Source organism: Bacillus paranthracis, from assembly GCF_001883995.1.
Lineage (GTDB): Bacteria > Bacillota > Bacilli > Bacillales > Bacillaceae_G > Bacillus_A > Bacillus_A paranthracis.
In genome coordinates, this window is sequence record NZ_MACE01000049.1 from 385,530 (window position 1) to 402,098 (window position 16,569).

Consider the following 16,569-nt stretch of genomic DNA (forward strand, 5'->3'; position numbering starts at 1 on the left):
TTTCATATTATGAAATCTTAAAAATTTTTTAGTGTAAATGAGTAAGGAACGGTCCCCCGTCCCTTACTCATTTAATTTATAAATTAAAAAATGATAAAAAATAAAAAGAGAAATGGCATCCCATTTCTCTTTTTCACTCTTATTGTTCTTTTTCTGTATTATTTAAAGGCAGTTTCTTCGCTTGTTTTTCTTTAAAGATTTCACCAATTGCCCCGAGAGTACCAAGTGTTTCAATTGCATTAGATGGAATAAAGACTTTATTTGCTGGCCCTTTCGCAACTTCAGCTAATGATTCAAATGATTTGTAAGCAAGTATACGTTCATCTAAATTCGCCTCGCGAAGTAATTCAATTCGATTTTGTTCTGCTTTTGCAATTTCCTCAATCGCTCTTGCTTCCCCTTGCGCTTCTAATTCTTTTGCTTCTTTAATACCTTCTGCTTCTCGAATACGTGCTTCTTTATCCCCTTCAGCCATTAAGATTTTACTTTGCTTTTCTCCTTCAGCACGAAGGACTTTATCTTGTTTTGCAGCTTCAGCTTCTAATATGATCGCACGTTTATTACGCTCTGCTTTCATTTGTTTTTCCATTGATGCTTGCACATCTTTCGGCGGATTAATATCGACAACTTCAACACGTTCAATGCGAACGCCCCATTTTTCTGTAGCTTCATCAAGTGCTAAGCGAATTTCTGTTGAAATTTTTTCACGACCAGATAACGTTTCATCCAGTTCCATTTTACCAATGATTTGACGCATCGTTGCTGAAGTAATGTTACGTACACCGTATTCATAGTTCGAAATACCATATGTCGCAAGTTCAGGCTCAACGACTTGATAGAAAATAATCGTATCAATTTCCACTTGTACATTATCTTTCGTAATTACCTTCTGCGGTGGTACATTCGTTTGTTGAATACGCAAGTCGTGATATACGCGAACGCGATCCACAATCGGAATTAATAAATTTAATCCCGGCTGCATAACCCGCTGAAACTTACCAAATCTTTCAACGACTCCAACTTTTTGCTGTGGAATAATTTTAATTGTTAATGCGATAAATGTAACAACAATTAGTGCAAAAATAATCGTTAACGTTAATGCTACCATATTTATTCACTCTCCTTTTTTACTTGTAATATAGTACTATGCCTCTTTATAACAATAACTTTTTCTCCGGCATCAATTGGATCATCTGCAATAGCTGTCCAAGTATCTCCATCCACTTTCACAATGCCGTTCGCCTCATTTGTAATCGCTTGCATAACAATCCCTTTTTTACCTGCAAGCATATCTACTGTATCAGTAAAACCTTTTGCTTCCCGAAAGTTTTTTGATATTCTTTTCGTAAAGAAAGTCAATGTTAAACTTACAATTGCACCAGCAACAACTTGTAACAGTAGTGCTTCAGGAACAAACAAAGCAATAAGACCTCCGACAACAGCTCCAATTCCAAGCCAAAGCATGTAAAATGTAATCGACAGCATTTCCGCAATAAATAAAATACCAGCTATTATAAACCAAATTACCCAAGCAGCCATTTGCAACCCTCACTTTCTTTCTCATTTTCTATATGTATATGAAGAAAAGAATGGTTTATCCGCCCTTTCTCATACGTGGGCGCTTACTACAAGCTATTGTACATTTTCACTGTTACAATGAGTATTATTAAAATACTATATTAATATATTCTTCATTATACATGAAAATCCCTTTCAAAAAGTGACAAAAAATTAAATTCTTTCGAAAATTTAATTTCCAAATTATAATTATTCTAACTACTGAAATATTACTTTTTTGGAAGGTGGTGTTCTTATTGCAACAACGTTCATTGACTTACTATTTAGGATCGAAAATATGCATTACTCTCGCTGACATCGTATACATAATGATTATTACAACTCATATGTATATCACAACGAAATCAGCTACATTAACTGCTCTTTTTCCATTATTACAAGTCATAACTAATCTTATAGCAAATACATCTGCACCACTTATAATGAATCGTTTTTCATCTTATTCATTACTTTTTACACTGCAATGGATAAAAACTGCTCTATTATTTTTATTCATGATATTATTCCCGATCGTTTCCACAAGCATTGTAACACTATTCATTTTCATCTTTTTCATTTCATTGTGTAGCGGCTGGAGCGCTCCATTACTATACGGTATTCTTCCGCGCCTTACACCGAAAGAAAAATTAGTAAAAGTAAATAGTATTTTTTCCTTTTCCACACAAATTGCACAAGCCGCTGCTTATTCATTTACAAGTATTATTGTTCTTCTCGTCGGCGCTACTACTACACTTATGATGAATAACATATTGATGATTTTTGGATGTGTTGCATTACATATTTCCTTACGATCCATACATACTGAACGAGTAATAGAGCCTTCTTCTTCAAAAGGTGATACTTTATTGGAAGGTTGGAAGCTCTTATTTCAAAACCCTTCTCTCCGTACTGTTACATGTATGGACTTAATTGAAACTTTTGCAGGGACGATATGGATCGGTGCTATTACGATGGCTTATGTAACAACTGTCCTTCATAAAGGAGAAGAATGGTGGGGATTTATTAATACAAGTTATTATGTTGGGACATTAATTGGCGGTCTATTAGCGTGGAAAATGAGTACATACATTCAAAACAATTTAATACGCTCTATGGCGATAGGCTCTCTTCTGTTTAGTATTCTTACATTTTTATATGGTATAACAAGTAGCGGATTCATTGCGCTGTTCCTATGCATTCTAATGGGCCCATGTTACCAAATTAGAGATATTTCTCAAACAACTGTTTTACAATCCAGCGTCGCTCCATCTTTATTATCAAAGATGTATACAGCTCACGGCACTCTTCTCTCAACAGCTTCTGGCCTTTCTATGCTGAGTGTTGGCATTATTACCGATTTGTTCGGTGTTCGTACGATCTATATTCTCGCTTCAATCCTTATATTGTGCTCTGCTTGTTTATCATTTAACTTATTAAAATATGATAAGACAAAGCAAAAAAACATGTCACTTTAATGAACAAAATAAATAGGACAGGATTTCCTGCCCTATTTATTTATGATAAGTTAGGAGATTTCCGATGCTTTGTCGCTTGTTCAAAAGCGTATGCGAGTTTAATTAAAGTCCCCTCATGAAAAGCAGTGCTTGCAAGCGTAATTCCAAATGGTCTCCCGTTATCCATATATCCCGCAGGTATTGCTATAGACGGATAACCTGCTTTCGCACATATAGTGGAGCCTATATAAGAAGGAAACAGAATCGCATCAAGATTATATTTTTCCAGTGCAAAATCAATGCCTTGTTCTTGTGAAAAATATATATCTTCTAATCTTGCATTTAAATATTGTGGATTTCTTAACGTATTAGGAAAATCTTTTCTTCTTTCTAACTTAGTTTGTCCATATCTCAGAGCTCTTTCTGCTATGTTTTCATTAAACTCCATTAACTCTGAAATAGAATGCACTGGTATAGTAGAAGGCAATTTCGAAAGATAGTTATCTAAACTATGCTTTAATTCATAAAGCGATACACCCCAGCTCCATTCTCTATGAAAAGACGGAATATTAATATCCTCTACTACTGTCGCACCCTTACTACGTAATACTTCAATTGTTTCCTTAAACAAATTCTCATCATACTCACCAGATTTATAATAATCTTTTGGTGCGTTGTTATATACACCAATCTTTGTTCCATTTAAACCGTTAACATCCAAATACTTTGTATAATCATGTTCTGCTATCCCTTCACTTTTACGAGTAGCTACATCTTTCTCATCTATCCCTGTTAAACTCCCTAGCAAAATAGCAGCATCTGTTACTGTTCTAGCAAATGGCCCCGCTGTATCTTGCGAATACGTAAATGGAATAATACCTCTACGACTAATTAAACCAACAGTCGGTTTAATACCGACTACAGAGTTTTGAACAGCTGGACTCAAAATAGAACCATCCGTTTCTGTTCCAACCGATATTACTGTAAAGTTAGCAGCAACTGCTATGGCAGATCCTGTACTTGAGCCACCAACAAACATATCATCCTCACCCGTACCGTAAGGGTTTATTGTTTGCCCACCTCTTGCACTATATCCAGCCCACATTTCAAATGACATTGCATTTGCTAATTCTGTCATATTTGTTTTCCCTATTATCACTGCTCCTGCTTCTCGCAGCTTCGTAACGAGAAATGCATCTTCACTACTTATATGTTGTTCTAGCGCAATTGTACCTGCACTTGTATGCATAGAGTCATTCGTTTCAATATTATCCTTAAGTAAAACCGGTATACCGTGTAATGGACCTCTTTTACCTTTAATCTTTCTTTCATAATCTAACGCTTCAGCAATAAAGATGGCGTCTGGATTGATTTCTAAAATAGAATTGATTTTCGGTCCGTCTTGATCATACTTTGCGATTCTATGAAGGTAATACATAACTAATTCTTTTGAAGTTAATTGCCCAGCTTCCATCATTGCTTGTATATCATAAATTGTTAATTCTTTTTGTAATAGTGCATTGAACTGCATCTCCATTTTCATTCTCCTTCTATAAGTCCTTTTATTAATAACATGACTCTATTACTTTTTCATTTTCTCCGCCCCTTGCATATACAACTTCAATTCCTTTAATAGAATTCAACTCACTAATATAAAACCCTTTTATTTCCTGAAAAATAAAAAGAGTCTGAAACGAATGAATTTACGTTTCAGACTCTTTTATTACTGTGCGTATACTTCATCTAACAAATGTAAAAACTCACCTTGTTTCCCTGCTAATTCAGGGTATTTCGCAATATCAATCCATTCGTAGCAAAATACTAAGCCTTCATCTTCCTCACCGGCACTTACAATATGTTCCCAACGATCTTTTACATCTGTTAGTAATGTTACGTGAAAGAAATGGCGTTTTTCATATTCCTTTTTTTCTCTCACATGTATGATGTAATCAGCTAGGAATCGTTCTATGCATAAATGACGTAACCCAGACTCTTCTTGTACTTCACGTAAAATCGCTGCTTTTAGCGTTTCCCCTTCGTCAACTGTTCCCCCTGGCACTTGTATACCAGCTTCAGGTGTATCACGATGTTTAAAAACAAGCAGTTGCATAGCTCCTTCTTTTTCTCTTGTCACATATGCGTGTACTTTCTTCTTATATAACACCGTCATAATCCTTCTCTCCCCTCAATTGTTCACTGCGCTACTTCTTCAAGTGTCAGTTGATTTTCATATAAATATGTAGCTTGTGGATTTCCCACATACCTCACGTGCCATGGTTCAAATCGATAGCCCGTAATCGATTCTTTCTCTTTTGTATATCGAATGACAAAACCAAATTTATGGGCATTTTCAGAAAGCCACTGCCCTTCTTTCGTTTCACCAAAAATTGTCTCTAACTGAAACTTAGCAGATTGTGATGTGATATCCATAGCTAGTCCTGTTTGATGTTCACTCGTTCCAGGAACTGCACTCGACATTGCCGTTTTGGCTTCTCCATCTTGTTTTTTATACATTGTATTTAACGCTTTTTGCCGATCAAAAGATCTAAATCCAGAGACTGCAAATAAGAAAACACGCTCCTTATCCGCTTGCTGAAACATTTCCTCAAGCGCACCGGCCGCCTCTTTCCTCATTTTTTTCTTTTCTTGATCACCTTCACTAGAATAGCGCACTTTCGGAATAACTAAATCTGGCGGTCTATACCCGTCTGGTAAACGCCTACTTTTATTCACAAGCACAAGCATTGAATTCGGATTACTAATTACCGCAATATCTCCATCCATATTCGCAATCGTTTCTTTCGCTTTCGGAAATATGTTATTTACATTCACCTCGCGCGCTTGCTTATCCTTATACATTTTATAATTGATTCCCGCTACTCCAACAATGAGTATCGCCGCTACGATACCAAGTAGTATCCATCTTTTTTTCATATAACGACCTCTTATTTTAATAATTTGGCCATTTCATACTCATCGATGTTCTCTCCATCGATAATAAGAGCAGCTCTTTTGACACCTTCTTTCTCAAATCCAGCTTTTTTATATAGTGCCTGAGCTCTTGTATTGTGGGCCATTACCGTTAATTCTAAACGCCATACATCATGTAATCTTGCCCACTTCTCGACCTCTTTAAACAATCTAGTCCCAATACCTCGCCCGCTATACTCTTGCAAAATCCCAATTACAATACTTGCTACATGTCTCTTTCTTTGAATATGATTTCCATTCACTAAAATAAACCCTACTATTCTCTCTTCTTCAACTGCTACCAATATTGTTGCATATTTATTTTCTACAAAACGCTGAATCATTTGCTCTTGTTGCTCGGCTGTGAATTTCCTTTCTCCTGGTTCATACAACATAAATTTTGTTTCTTCATCTAATTGCTTACTTAATTGCAAAAATGATGCTGCATCTTCTACTTTGATTTCCCTAATCACTTCAATCACCCTACCAATTTCATAATAAAAAGCTTTCCTTGTAAAAAGATTTTCTCTACTTTCCCGAAAATCCCTTTGTAAATCTCCCAGTATAATTTGACAAATTTCGATCTTACTATAACATCGACAAATTATGTCTATTCTGTGACGCATCATTAATTACAAAAAACGCAAGCTTTACATTACACTCACGTTTTTTCAGACTCTCGCATTCATTTCTGTTTCACTTTATCCATTCACTTTTTCTGCCTGCCAGAAATATTCACCAAACGCTTTAGCTAGCGCATCAATCGATCGATTTAGTTCTTCCTCTGTATTATCTACGCCACCAACTTCAATTAATATCGCTTGTCCTGACAAATCTTGATTGTAGACACCATTTCCTGTTTGGAATCCTTTTTGAATGACACCACGACTAACGCCTGGATATTTCTTACTAATCGTCTCATGTAAAGCCGTTGCTAATTGCAAGTTTTTTTCATAGTTTTTGTTACCTTTCCCTACTACAAACGCAAGCTTCGCATATGATTTATCACCGATTATTTTTGTCGTGACATTTTTCCGAGCACTATCACGATGTAAATCAAAGAAGTATTGTAATTCTTTATTGCCGGCCATTGCTTCTTGTACAATTTCCCGTGACATTTTATATGAACTATTACTATTTAACCCTTTACTAATCAACTTTTGACCAACATCAGTCTTGTCGTTAGTTGCTCTGATTCCTTCATTTGCTAATTGTTCACGAAATCGGTCGCCGACTATTGAAATATTCGTTACGGAACTTGTGGCTTTATTCGGATTTGGATCATTTGTTAAATTCAATAATGGCAAATAAGATTCCCAGCTATGCGAATGATAAATAAATGCAACTTGTCGTTTTCCTGTCGTTTGAGCTGGTTGCTTTTTCTCTTTATTCGTATCCGGCTTTTGAGCCTGTCCACCTTCTCCAGTCCGTTCTTTTACTACTTCTTCAAGTGGAACGCTCGACTCTATAGGCAAGTTAGAATAATTTGTTCCTTCACCCGCAATAACAATTTCTGTATCGTACTTACCGAAACCAGGTAGCTCTTTGCCGACAAAACTGCGTACATCGTTAAAACGAATATTCGTAGCCATAGAAAAGAGAAACGAAGATATTGAAAAATCTTGATTTAAATTTCTATATTCCTGTGTAAAATAATGATTCTCTTTCCCAAGAACGTACATGTAACCATTCATTGATAACTCATTTAACCAATTATATAAATACGTTGACTTTGTCTCTTTCATAGAAGTTACCATCATACTAATAAGAAAAAAAGTCGCCAGTACTGTAGCAATAATAAATAATACTAACTTACGTACACTCGTGAATTTCACATAAAAAAAGCCTCGATTCATACTATCACCTCTCTATTTCAAGTTATGTACAAGCTCTAGAGAATAGACCGTCTAAATTCAGGCTATATTGTTAATGAGGTGAAATGAATTGAAACTACTAATAGGAACACTCCCCGTTGTACTATCATTTATTTTTTATTGGCTTGCTAAGCATCCTACCATCCGTGTTGTGTTACATATTTCAGCATATCTAGCACTTTATGTACTCGGTACAATCATTTCTATTCATATATATGATGTTTTAATACAAGACTTAGTTTTTATGACAAGTATTCATGGGATTTTACTAAATCCATTTTTTCTTATATCAGGAGCGTATATAGGGATATACACTTTGTACCTACTTTTGTCCTACATTATTACAAATATAGAAAATGGAGCGCAATGAAATGCAACCACCGTTCATCTGTCATACATGCAAAAAAAGAATTACGCGAAAGAAAGATCTTATTACTACCACATGGTACTTCCGCTTTTATGTATTTCATAGTGATTGTTTTAAACGACAGCAAGTTTTTATCTCACGATTTATCCCTGTGAATACACTTATTAATTTCTTTCTTATTATATATGGGCTGATTGTTGGTAGCATTCTTATGACTGTAGAGCCATCTATCATTTGGCTTGTTTTCTTACTTCCAATTTTATATCGGTTTCTTTCCTATTATTATGTTGAACGTTTTTTCTCTAAATGAAAGTTAGACTTTCCTCTAGGAATACTTAAACATTCCCACTCATTTTCTTTTAACATTTTACCAATGTAAATCATTTGTCCAATATGCAAAGCATAATGAGAAATTTGTCTTTCAATTGCTTGCATGACAGTATGTGCTTCACCGCGAATATATACCGTCTGCAATAAATGTTCTGACGTTAGTGCATTCATCGTTTTAAAAACATATTCCCAACCTTCATTCCATGCTGCGAATACCTCTTTCTTAGAAGAATAACCACCTTCAAATTCAGCATCTCGGTTACGATCTATTTTTTCACCGTCAGATGTTAAAAAATCCGTCCATCTAGAACGCATATTACCGTGCAGATGCTTAATTATAATTGCTATGCTATTTGTTACTTCATGAGAAGACCATTCAATCTGTTCATATGATAATTGTGAAAGCACCCGTTCCCCTTGTTTCTTTGTTGCTTCAAAATTCGAAATGGCACACTGTACGTATTCGCGTCCAATATCCATGTTCCCCCGCCTTTACATTAACTAATTTTTGTTCCATTTGGTAATTCCATATTAGGCTGCAGTAATACGACATCACCCGCTTCAGGTACTCCTCCTAAAACAAGTACTTCTGATTTAAATCCCACTACACGCTTTGGGGGAAAATTTACAACAGCAACGATTTGCTGACCGATTAAATCTTCTGGGTTATATCTCTTCGTAATTTGAGCACTTGACTGCTTCATTCCAAGCTCTCCAAAATCAATTTCTAGTTTAATCGCTGGAACTCTCGCTTCTTTAAATTCCTCTGCATGTGTTACAGTCCCAATCCGTAAATCCAAAGTTAAAAAATCTTCAAAATTAGCCATTTTATCACTCCTTTCATTTATTACTTAGACAAAACAAAAAAATCCCCTTTAAAAAAAGAAAGGCGCCTAAGCACCTTTCTTTTGTAATTCACTTGATTCATTTGATTTATAGAAGAAGAAACCGAGGATCCCGCCAATACATGATGGGATTAACCATCCTATTCCTTCTTTATATAATGGTAACATTTGTAGTACGTTAGAAATCGCGTCAATTTTAATATTCGCACTTTCTAAACCGTTAAAGAAACTAATTAACAATGCACCTAAAATAGCTCCAATATAAATGGTATTACGCTTCCCAATCCATTTATGGAAGTAAGAAAGTACGATTAATACGATTGCAACTGGATAAATAATCATTAACACTGGTAAAGTAACTGCGATTAATTGTGTTAAACCTAGGTTAGATACAATTAAACTAAATACACATACCATTGTTACAATCGTTTTATGCGAAAGTTTTGGGAATAAGTTTGTAAAGAAGCCAGCACAGGCTGATGTTAATCCAACAGAAGTTGTTAAACAAGCAAGTACAATAACAAGTCCTAATAAAATTTTACCACTTGTTCCATATAACTCATTTACAACATTCGTTAAAATAAGTCCACCATTCTCTGATACCCCAAGTGATGTACTTGTTGAACCAAGATAAGCAAGTGATAAATAGATTAACGTTAAACCAAGTACAGCGATAATACCTGATACTACTGTTATTTTTGCAATTTGATTACTCTCTTTTATTCCTTTAGAGCGGATAACTTGTACAACTACAATTCCAAATACAAGCGCACTAATTGCGTCCATCGTTAAATATCCTTGAATAAATCCACCAAAGAAAGCATTTTCCTTGTATGCCTCTAGCGGTGCAGCTGGTTCTCCAATCGGATCAACAATTGCCTTTCCGACAATTACAGCAACAATTAATACTAACAATGGTGTAAGAAATTTCCCGAACCAATCCACTAATTTTGATGGATTTAAAGATAAATACCAAGTTATTCCGAAGAAAATTATAGTGAAAAGAAATAGCATGTACCATTCGGAAACTAATGCCTCTGATAAAAATGGCTTCATACCCATTTCAAATGAAACGGCTCCCGTACGCGGAATCGCGAAAAAAGGTCCAATCGCTAAATAACTAATTAATGGGAAAACAAACGCAAATATAGGGTGAACTCTAGAAGATAGCGCTTTCAAGCCCCCCTCTACAAACGCGACAGCTGTTACAGCTAATAGGGGTAATCCGACTCCCGTTACAAGGAATCCAATTGTAGCAACCCAAACATTCTCTCCAGCTTGTTGCCCTAAAACTGGTGGAAAAATTAAATTTCCTGCTCCTAAAAATAGTGCAAATAACATTAAACCAATTGCTACCGTATCACCTGGCCTTAAACGTCCCTTCATGCTTTTCATTTGCATAGCACTTTTTCATTGTTTATCTCTATTTTCACAATATGCTATGCATCCTCCTCTCTGTTCAAGCTGATAAAATATGCCCCTTACAAAGCAGTGTCTTTCTCCATAATTTCTCCAGTCCCCTTATTTTTACTCTAATTATTAATTTTTGATTTTTGATTTTTTTGAATTTTTAAATCATCAGAGTGGTATTGCGCGGAGTATAGTTGTCAGACCTCTTTGTTTTTATCACACATATAGTAACATATTTAGTTGAAAAATAAAAACATATTTTCAAATTGACTTTTTTGAAAATCAAAATTATCTACATTTTTTATTCTTTTGCACAAATATTGTTTCAAACTCACTTATTATCCTATCGTTATTTTCAAATAATTTTATACACGTAACATAACAAAAGCCATCCAACATAATTAGACGGCTTTTGCATATTATTCTATCGTTTCAACTTCACGTGGATTTTTCATCTCTTCCACATACACCACTCTAAATCCGTGATCTTCTAAATCTTTCAATAACGTCTCTAATTCACCATCGTTAAACTCTTCTCCTAATGTAAACATAATTCTACGAACTAATAAGGCGTCATTATCAAAAGTCATTAAACTTTGGATACCTGTATATTTTTTTAATACTGTCGATAATTTTTGAATAGCCCCATTATAATCTTGTGTCCCAATCATGACAGAATATTTACTAGAATGAACGCCCCAAGCATCTTCTAATAGCTCAAAAACTTTTTTATGCGTTAAAATCCCAAGAAAGACTCCTTTTTCATCAACTACTGATAAATAAGGTAATTTTTTTATTGTAAAAAATACTTTAAAGAACGAAGAATCTTCTCTGACATATCCTTCTTTATCGTTTAATAGTTTTAATACACTCTCTTCCAGTGAACCTTTATATTCTAAAATATCTACTTTATATATATTCCCTAAATATTTCTCTTTTTTTTCATCTAAAACTGGTACACAACGATAACCAGTTTTATTTAAATGCTCTAGCGCTTCCCCTACTGTAATTGAACTTGAGCAAAATAAAACTTCCCTTTTCGGCACATAATTCCCTTTAATCCTCATAAACAGCCTCCTTATGTTAAAATACTTTCTGTGCCATAACTATATTATATTTTCAGAAAAAAATAAATAATTTATTTTATTTTTCTGAAAATTATTCATTTTCTTGTCATAATTTATTCACGTTTCATTCAATTCTATCCACTACAATACTAAACTTCTTTAAGAAAAATATATTGTAACTTACTCCGAAAAAAGCTAAAATAAGAATAAGAATTTTCTGAATATTCAAAGAGTAGGTGATTACATGTCTTTATTGCGCTCACATATATATAAATTTATCGTTGGTGTTCTCATTATATTTATCATTAGTCCTATTCCAACTTTATTCATTACACATAAATACTCATACATCACCGGCTTTATAAGCATTTTCCATAACTTCGCACAACTTTCTTCGATGACAATTCCAAAGATTGATTGGATGCACGAATCTATCTTTTTCTCAGCAAATGAGATGGTACATACTGCTAATCAATCAACACCGTTATTCCCTTACATGTGGGAAATATATTTTTTATCGATTGTTCGTTTTACCTTTACTCTTGCAATCGGATTCTTCATCAGCTTAGGGATTGGCCATTTATTTTTTAAAGCACCTCAATCGGTTAAAAAGTTCGCTTCTTTATTAAGATGGATTCCTTATTCTTTATGTACTGTATTATTACAATGCGCAGTCTTATTACTACTCCTATACATCACAAAATTTATAAAGATTCCTTACTACTCATCTTTTATCATCGTTTGTAGTACTTCCATGATTATCGTTATGCAAGCAATAAAAAAATGGATTCCTTTCTTAAGTAATACAAATGAATATGAAATAAAACAAGCTTCTTTCCTTGTAGATACATTGTTTTTAGCGCTTACTTCGAATCATAAATCTATTTTAGGTTCCATTATTCTTTCATTCGTTTTTATGGAATGCGTTTTTCACGCAAGTGGACTATTGCAATTTATCGTTCAATTCGGCGGAAATGCACCTATTATTGTTACAATTAGCTTATTACTTTTGTATATCCCGTATTGTATACTCTCATTCCTTCAAACGCTATGGACGACAAACCACTTTAAACAACAATCATACGCTTTAACGAGAAGTATTCCAAAACCTTAATTTAAAATAACCCTCTAGAATCTGAAAGTAGAGGGTTATTCCTTTTGTATAGCGGACAAAATAACAGCAAATTCAAAAACCATTGCAGAAACATACCAATATTTACCCTTTTTCTTTGACTATTCTTTTCATTTGGATTTATTATAAAAGTATAACATAATTGCAGGAGGTGACATCTTTATTCCAAACGACGGAATAGAGAATACACTTGGACATATTAAATATTTTTCTCATCTTTGTTCTTATCCTTATTTCCGGCTTTTTCGTTGCATCAGAATTTGCTGTTGTAAAAGTACGAAAAAGTCGAATTGACCAGCTTGCAAACGAAGGCAATAAACAAGCTTTAGCTGCAAGAAGTGTCATTTCTAATTTAGATGTTTATTTATCAGCTTGTCAGCTCGGGATTACAATTACTTCTTTAGGGCTTGGTTGGCTTGGTGAACCGACTGTGGAACATTTACTACGACCGCTCTTTGAAAAGATTAATATTACTGGAACAATGGCAAATACTTTATCATTTATTATTGCTTTTAGTGTGATTACATTTTTCCATGTTGTATTAGGTGAATTAGTTCCAAAGTCATTCGCAATTCAAAAAGCAGAGGCGATTACGCTTAAGTTTGCACGACCACTTATTTTATTTGATAAAATTATGTACCCATTCATTTGGTTACTTAATAGTACTGCTATCTTTTTCACAAAACTACTCGGTTTAGAACCTGCGAAAGAAAATGAACTTGCCCATTCTGAAGAGGAACTACGACTCATTTTAGGTGAAAGTTTCAAAAGCGGCGAAATAAATCAAACCGAATATAAATATGTAAATAATATTTTTGAATTTGACGACCGAGTTGCGAAAGAAATTATGGTCCCTCGTACAGAAATGATTTGCTTATCTACTGAAAATACGTTAGAAGAAAATATGGATATCGTCGCAACTGAAAAGTATACACGCTACCCTATCATCGAAAAAGATAAAGATGATATTATCGGTATGATCAATACGAAAGAAGTATTTCACGATCAAACGAAAGGCATTCATAAGCCACTTGAATCTTACATACATCCAGTACTAACTGTATTTGAAACTGTTCCAATTCGTAAAACACTAGTACATCTACAAAAGAATCGCGTTCAGATGGCAATCGTTATGGATGAATATGGTGGTACTGCTGGACTTTTAACAATGGAAGATATTCTTGAAGAAATCATTGGAGAAATTCAAGATGAGTTTGATGCAGATGAATCACCCATGATTGAAAAACGTACGCCTAAACTTACTGTTCTAGATGGAAAAGTACTTATTTCTGAAGTAAATGATATGTTTGGCTTACATATTGATGAGAGCGACTTAGATACAATTGGAGGCTGGCTATTATCGCAAGCAGTTGACGTAAATATTGAAGCTGGCTACTCCATCGAATATGCCGGTTTTCAATTTAAGGCATTAGAACTTGATGGACATCAAGTCAAAAAAATTGCTGTACATAAATTAGATATACAAAAGGAGTTATAAAGTGACTGTTTTCTTAACAATCTGTATCATTGCCTGTTTCATTATTTCATTTCTAGCTTTTATTTATCCTATTATCCCGGGCATCCTAGCTGTCTGGGCTGGATATTTCATTTACCATTTTGGTATAAATGGCGGAGAACTAACGATTTCTTTTTGGATTATTCAAGCTATTTTCACACTATTCATTTTCGTTGCTGATTTTATTGCAAATGGATATTTCTTGAAGAAATACGGTAGTTCTAAATGGGGCGAACGTGTCGGAATGATTTCGATCATTGCCGGATCTTTCTTCTTCCCACCATTCGGACTTATTATCATACCGTTCTTAGCGGTATTTATAACCGAATTAATGCATAAAAAAACGCCAAAAGACGCTTTTCTAGTAGGAGTTGCTACTGTAGTTGGTTTTTTAAGCAGTACAGTAGCGAAAGCCATTCTCCAAATCATTATGATTATCATATTTGTATGTTATATCGTCTTTTAACCATCCCAATTTCGGGATGGTTTTTTAATATGAAATACCTACTCGACTATTCTCATATTTGTTTTCACTACACAGATTCCATGTAAATTGCGCTGTATCACCAACTGTTATTTTTGCTCCTCCTTCTGGTAATACATCTTTTTCAGTTCGATATATACCTGTCACATCACCGTCAATTAAATGCGTCGGACAAACGACCGTCCAGCATAAATTACTACTACTAAGTATCTTATATGCAGCTAAATGATCTTCTGCTGCTGTTGTCGACTTTCTCTTTGATTCCGTTGATTGAAAACGATATAAATTTAGATTTGTTCTTGCTTGTAAAATACCGGCTGTTCCTATTGTAATGATTTTACGAACTCCTTCTTCTTCCATTTTCTTTATTATTTGTGGCATACTCTTCGCTAACGTCCCATTTTGATCCGTTCCAAGTGCACTAATTACTATATCGCTTCCTTTTATCGCTTTCTTTATATCATTTTCATTTAATACATTACCTTCTATAACTCGTAATCTTTCATGATTTATTTCTACCCTACTTGAATCACGCGCTAATGCAGTCACTTCTGCTGAATCTTTTAATGCTAATTTAATTATGTTTGAACCTACTCGCCCTGTTGCTCCCAATATACATACTTTCATTTGTTTTCCTCCTCTTTCATTCTTTCTCTATTTTTCAATAATCTCAATCAATTTACAACAAAAAAGCTTCCTCACATAAAAGAGGAAGCTCTATTATTACATTATTTCTTTTCTTTAGAATCCGTAGACTTCTCAGTTCCACTTGTTTCTTTATCCTTTTTATCCTCTTGTTGTGTTGTTGTATCGTCTTCTTTCTTCTTGTCCTCACCTTTACTACAACCTACCATTAATAAAGAACTTGCAAGTGCCATAGCAGTTAATGATTTAACCCATTTGTTCATTTGCGTTTCCTCCTTTTGATAGAATATGTACAATCCCATATTACTCTCTATTTTTAAAGGAAAGATTGAAAAATAGTAAATAAACGGTAAATGTTTGTAAATTTTCTGATAATAAATATGTACATATATTCATTTTTCTCTACGAAAAGTAAAAAACTAAGGCGCCTATCTTTCCGCCTTAGTCTCTTATGCAAATTTCTCATTTTCATATACATGTTTAATCTTATACTCTTTCTTCACGACATATTGCCATACACTATAGGCATAACGATTCATTTTCAGGAAGCAGTTTTCTAAAAACGAGCGAAATTCTGGATTTGCAACTTCAACTGCCACTTGAGCAAACTTTAACGCTAACCGTTTCAAATGCGAAATATAACAAGTTGCAATATACATATCACCTGTATATTTACTATCAGTTTCCTTTTCCATTTCATGAAAATGAAATGAAATTGGTTCACAAGTTATATGCTGTACATTCTCTCCTTCTTGAAAGTTCACTTGTTCATTATATGCTTGCAACATATATGGTAAATGATGCTGTAATAGCTCCTTTAATTCTTCGTCTCTTACCTGTCCTGTATACTCCCCAACCTTATATATAAGCATATAACTATACCTCATCAATTCTTTCATACAATCCATGAAAGTGCCT

At 34.3% G+C, this 16,569-nt stretch carries 20 protein-coding genes; 6 read left to right on the forward strand and 14 right to left on the reverse strand.

The window, feature by feature from the left end; translation table 11 throughout:
- Nucleotides 1–139 precede the first annotated feature (139 nt).
- Entirely contained in the window at nucleotides 140–1,108 is a 969-nt protein-coding gene (locus BAQ46_RS19040) for an SPFH domain-containing protein (RefSeq protein WP_000226261.1), read from the reverse strand.
- A 2-nt stretch (nucleotides 1,109–1,110) separates the two neighbouring features.
- Complete coding sequence (locus tag BAQ46_RS19045) at nucleotides 1,111–1,539, reverse strand: NfeD family protein (RefSeq protein WP_000741991.1); 429 nt, start codon at nucleotides 1,537–1,539, stop codon at nucleotides 1,111–1,113.
- 275 nt (nucleotides 1,540–1,814) lie between these two features.
- On the opposite strand from BAQ46_RS19045, the gene BAQ46_RS19050 reads away from it, so the two are divergent.
- On the forward strand, nucleotides 1,815–3,032 hold the full coding sequence (locus BAQ46_RS19050) for an MFS transporter (RefSeq protein ID WP_071742477.1): 1,218 nt from the start codon (nucleotides 1,815–1,817) through the stop codon (nucleotides 3,030–3,032).
- Nucleotides 3,033–3,072: 40 nt separating this feature from the next.
- Here the strand turns inward: BAQ46_RS19050 and BAQ46_RS19055 are convergent, their stop codons facing one another.
- The 5 genes from BAQ46_RS19055 to spoIIP all read right to left on the reverse strand — a co-directional run bounded on the left by BAQ46_RS19055 (nucleotide 3,073) and on the right by spoIIP (nucleotide 7,837).
- Nucleotides 3,073–4,548, reverse strand: coding sequence for an amidase family protein (locus BAQ46_RS19055; protein WP_071742479.1), 1,476 nt, complete (start codon nucleotides 4,546–4,548; stop codon nucleotides 3,073–3,075).
- Between the two features lie 186 nt (nucleotides 4,549–4,734).
- Nucleotides 4,735–5,181, reverse strand: coding sequence for an NUDIX hydrolase (locus BAQ46_RS19060; protein ID WP_071742481.1), 447 nt, complete (start codon nucleotides 5,179–5,181; stop codon nucleotides 4,735–4,737).
- Between the two features lie 23 nt (nucleotides 5,182–5,204).
- Nucleotides 5,205–5,945, reverse strand: coding sequence for a M15 family metallopeptidase (locus tag BAQ46_RS19065; protein WP_000747655.1), 741 nt, complete (start codon nucleotides 5,943–5,945; stop codon nucleotides 5,205–5,207).
- Nucleotides 5,946–5,956: 11 nt separating this feature from the next.
- Nucleotides 5,957–6,454 (reverse strand): GNAT family N-acetyltransferase, encoded by a 498-nt coding sequence (locus BAQ46_RS19070; RefSeq protein ID WP_000617586.1) that lies wholly within the window; start codon nucleotides 6,452–6,454, stop codon nucleotides 5,957–5,959.
- A 228-nt stretch (nucleotides 6,455–6,682) separates the two neighbouring features.
- The gene (gene spoIIP / locus BAQ46_RS19075; protein WP_071742483.1) at nucleotides 6,683–7,837 is read right to left on the reverse strand and encodes a stage II sporulation protein SpoIIP; all 1,155 of its coding nucleotides are present in this window, start codon (nucleotides 7,835–7,837) and stop codon (nucleotides 6,683–6,685) included.
- Nucleotides 7,838–7,925: 88 nt separating this feature from the next.
- Between spoIIP and BAQ46_RS19080 the strand changes: the two genes are divergently transcribed.
- Both BAQ46_RS19080 and BAQ46_RS19085 read left to right on the forward strand, forming a co-directional pair.
- Nucleotides 7,926–8,225: a hypothetical protein gene (locus BAQ46_RS19080; protein ID WP_000770753.1), complete on the forward strand. Its 300-nt coding sequence runs from the start codon at nucleotides 7,926–7,928 to the stop codon at nucleotides 8,223–8,225.
- Nucleotide 8,226: 1 nt separating this feature from the next.
- Entirely contained in the window at nucleotides 8,227–8,532 is a 306-nt protein-coding gene (locus BAQ46_RS19085; RefSeq protein ID WP_002091944.1) for a hypothetical protein, read from the forward strand.
- On the opposite strand, the gene BAQ46_RS19090 is transcribed toward BAQ46_RS19085, so the two are convergent.
- The 4 genes from BAQ46_RS19090 to cbpA all read right to left on the reverse strand — a co-directional run bounded on the left by BAQ46_RS19090 (nucleotide 8,505) and on the right by cbpA (nucleotide 11,874).
- Nucleotides 8,505–9,032 carry a DUF1572 domain-containing protein gene (locus BAQ46_RS19090; protein ID WP_061130920.1) on the reverse strand — a complete coding sequence of 176 codons (528 nt, stop codon included), beginning with the start codon at nucleotides 9,030–9,032 and terminating at the stop codon, nucleotides 8,505–8,507. The two genes, BAQ46_RS19085 and BAQ46_RS19090, sit on opposite strands and share 28 nt — an antisense overlap.
- A gap of 17 nt (nucleotides 9,033–9,049) precedes the next feature.
- Nucleotides 9,050–9,379, reverse strand: a complete 330-nt coding sequence (csaA, locus tag BAQ46_RS19095) for a chaperone CsaA (RefSeq protein WP_071742485.1) — start codon at nucleotides 9,377–9,379, stop codon at nucleotides 9,050–9,052.
- A gap of 66 nt (nucleotides 9,380–9,445) precedes the next feature.
- Nucleotides 9,446–10,783, reverse strand: coding sequence for a branched-chain amino acid transport system II carrier protein BrnQ4 (gene brnQ4 / locus BAQ46_RS19100; protein ID WP_415823762.1), 1,338 nt, complete (start codon nucleotides 10,781–10,783; stop codon nucleotides 9,446–9,448).
- A gap of 443 nt (nucleotides 10,784–11,226) precedes the next feature.
- Nucleotides 11,227–11,874, reverse strand: coding sequence for a cyclic di-AMP binding protein CbpA (gene cbpA, locus BAQ46_RS19105; RefSeq protein WP_001220513.1), 648 nt, complete (start codon nucleotides 11,872–11,874; stop codon nucleotides 11,227–11,229).
- 244 nt (nucleotides 11,875–12,118) lie between these two features.
- Here cbpA and BAQ46_RS19110 point away from each other — a divergent pair, with 244 nt between their 5' ends.
- The 3 genes from BAQ46_RS19110 (at nucleotide 12,119) to BAQ46_RS19120 (ending at nucleotide 14,988) form a co-directional block, all read left to right on the forward strand.
- Nucleotides 12,119–12,988 carry a hypothetical protein gene (locus BAQ46_RS19110; protein ID WP_000055301.1) on the forward strand — a complete coding sequence of 290 codons (870 nt, stop codon included), beginning with the start codon at nucleotides 12,119–12,121 and terminating at the stop codon, nucleotides 12,986–12,988.
- A 208-nt stretch (nucleotides 12,989–13,196) separates the two neighbouring features.
- A complete protein-coding gene (locus BAQ46_RS19115) occupies nucleotides 13,197–14,504 on the forward strand; it encodes a hemolysin family protein (RefSeq protein ID WP_000353728.1) in 1,308 nt (435 codons plus the stop codon).
- A 1-nt stretch (nucleotide 14,505) separates the two neighbouring features.
- A complete protein-coding gene (locus tag BAQ46_RS19120; RefSeq protein ID WP_061130921.1) occupies nucleotides 14,506–14,988 on the forward strand; it encodes a DUF456 domain-containing protein in 483 nt (160 codons plus the stop codon).
- Nucleotides 14,989–15,012: 24 nt separating this feature from the next.
- Here the strand turns inward: BAQ46_RS19120 and BAQ46_RS19125 are convergent, their stop codons facing one another.
- From BAQ46_RS19125 to BAQ46_RS19135, 3 genes are all read right to left on the reverse strand, one after another.
- Nucleotides 15,013–15,633 (reverse strand): NAD(P)-dependent oxidoreductase, encoded by a 621-nt coding sequence (locus BAQ46_RS19125; protein ID WP_000861632.1) that lies wholly within the window; start codon nucleotides 15,631–15,633, stop codon nucleotides 15,013–15,015.
- A 101-nt stretch (nucleotides 15,634–15,734) separates the two neighbouring features.
- Entirely contained in the window at nucleotides 15,735–15,914 is a 180-nt protein-coding gene (locus BAQ46_RS19130) for a hypothetical protein (RefSeq protein WP_001045960.1), read from the reverse strand.
- A 186-nt stretch (nucleotides 15,915–16,100) separates the two neighbouring features.
- On the reverse strand, nucleotides 16,101–16,559 hold the full coding sequence (locus BAQ46_RS19135) for a spore coat protein (protein WP_000340560.1): 459 nt from the start codon (nucleotides 16,557–16,559) through the stop codon (nucleotides 16,101–16,103).
- Between the last annotated feature and the right edge of the window lie 10 nt (nucleotides 16,560–16,569).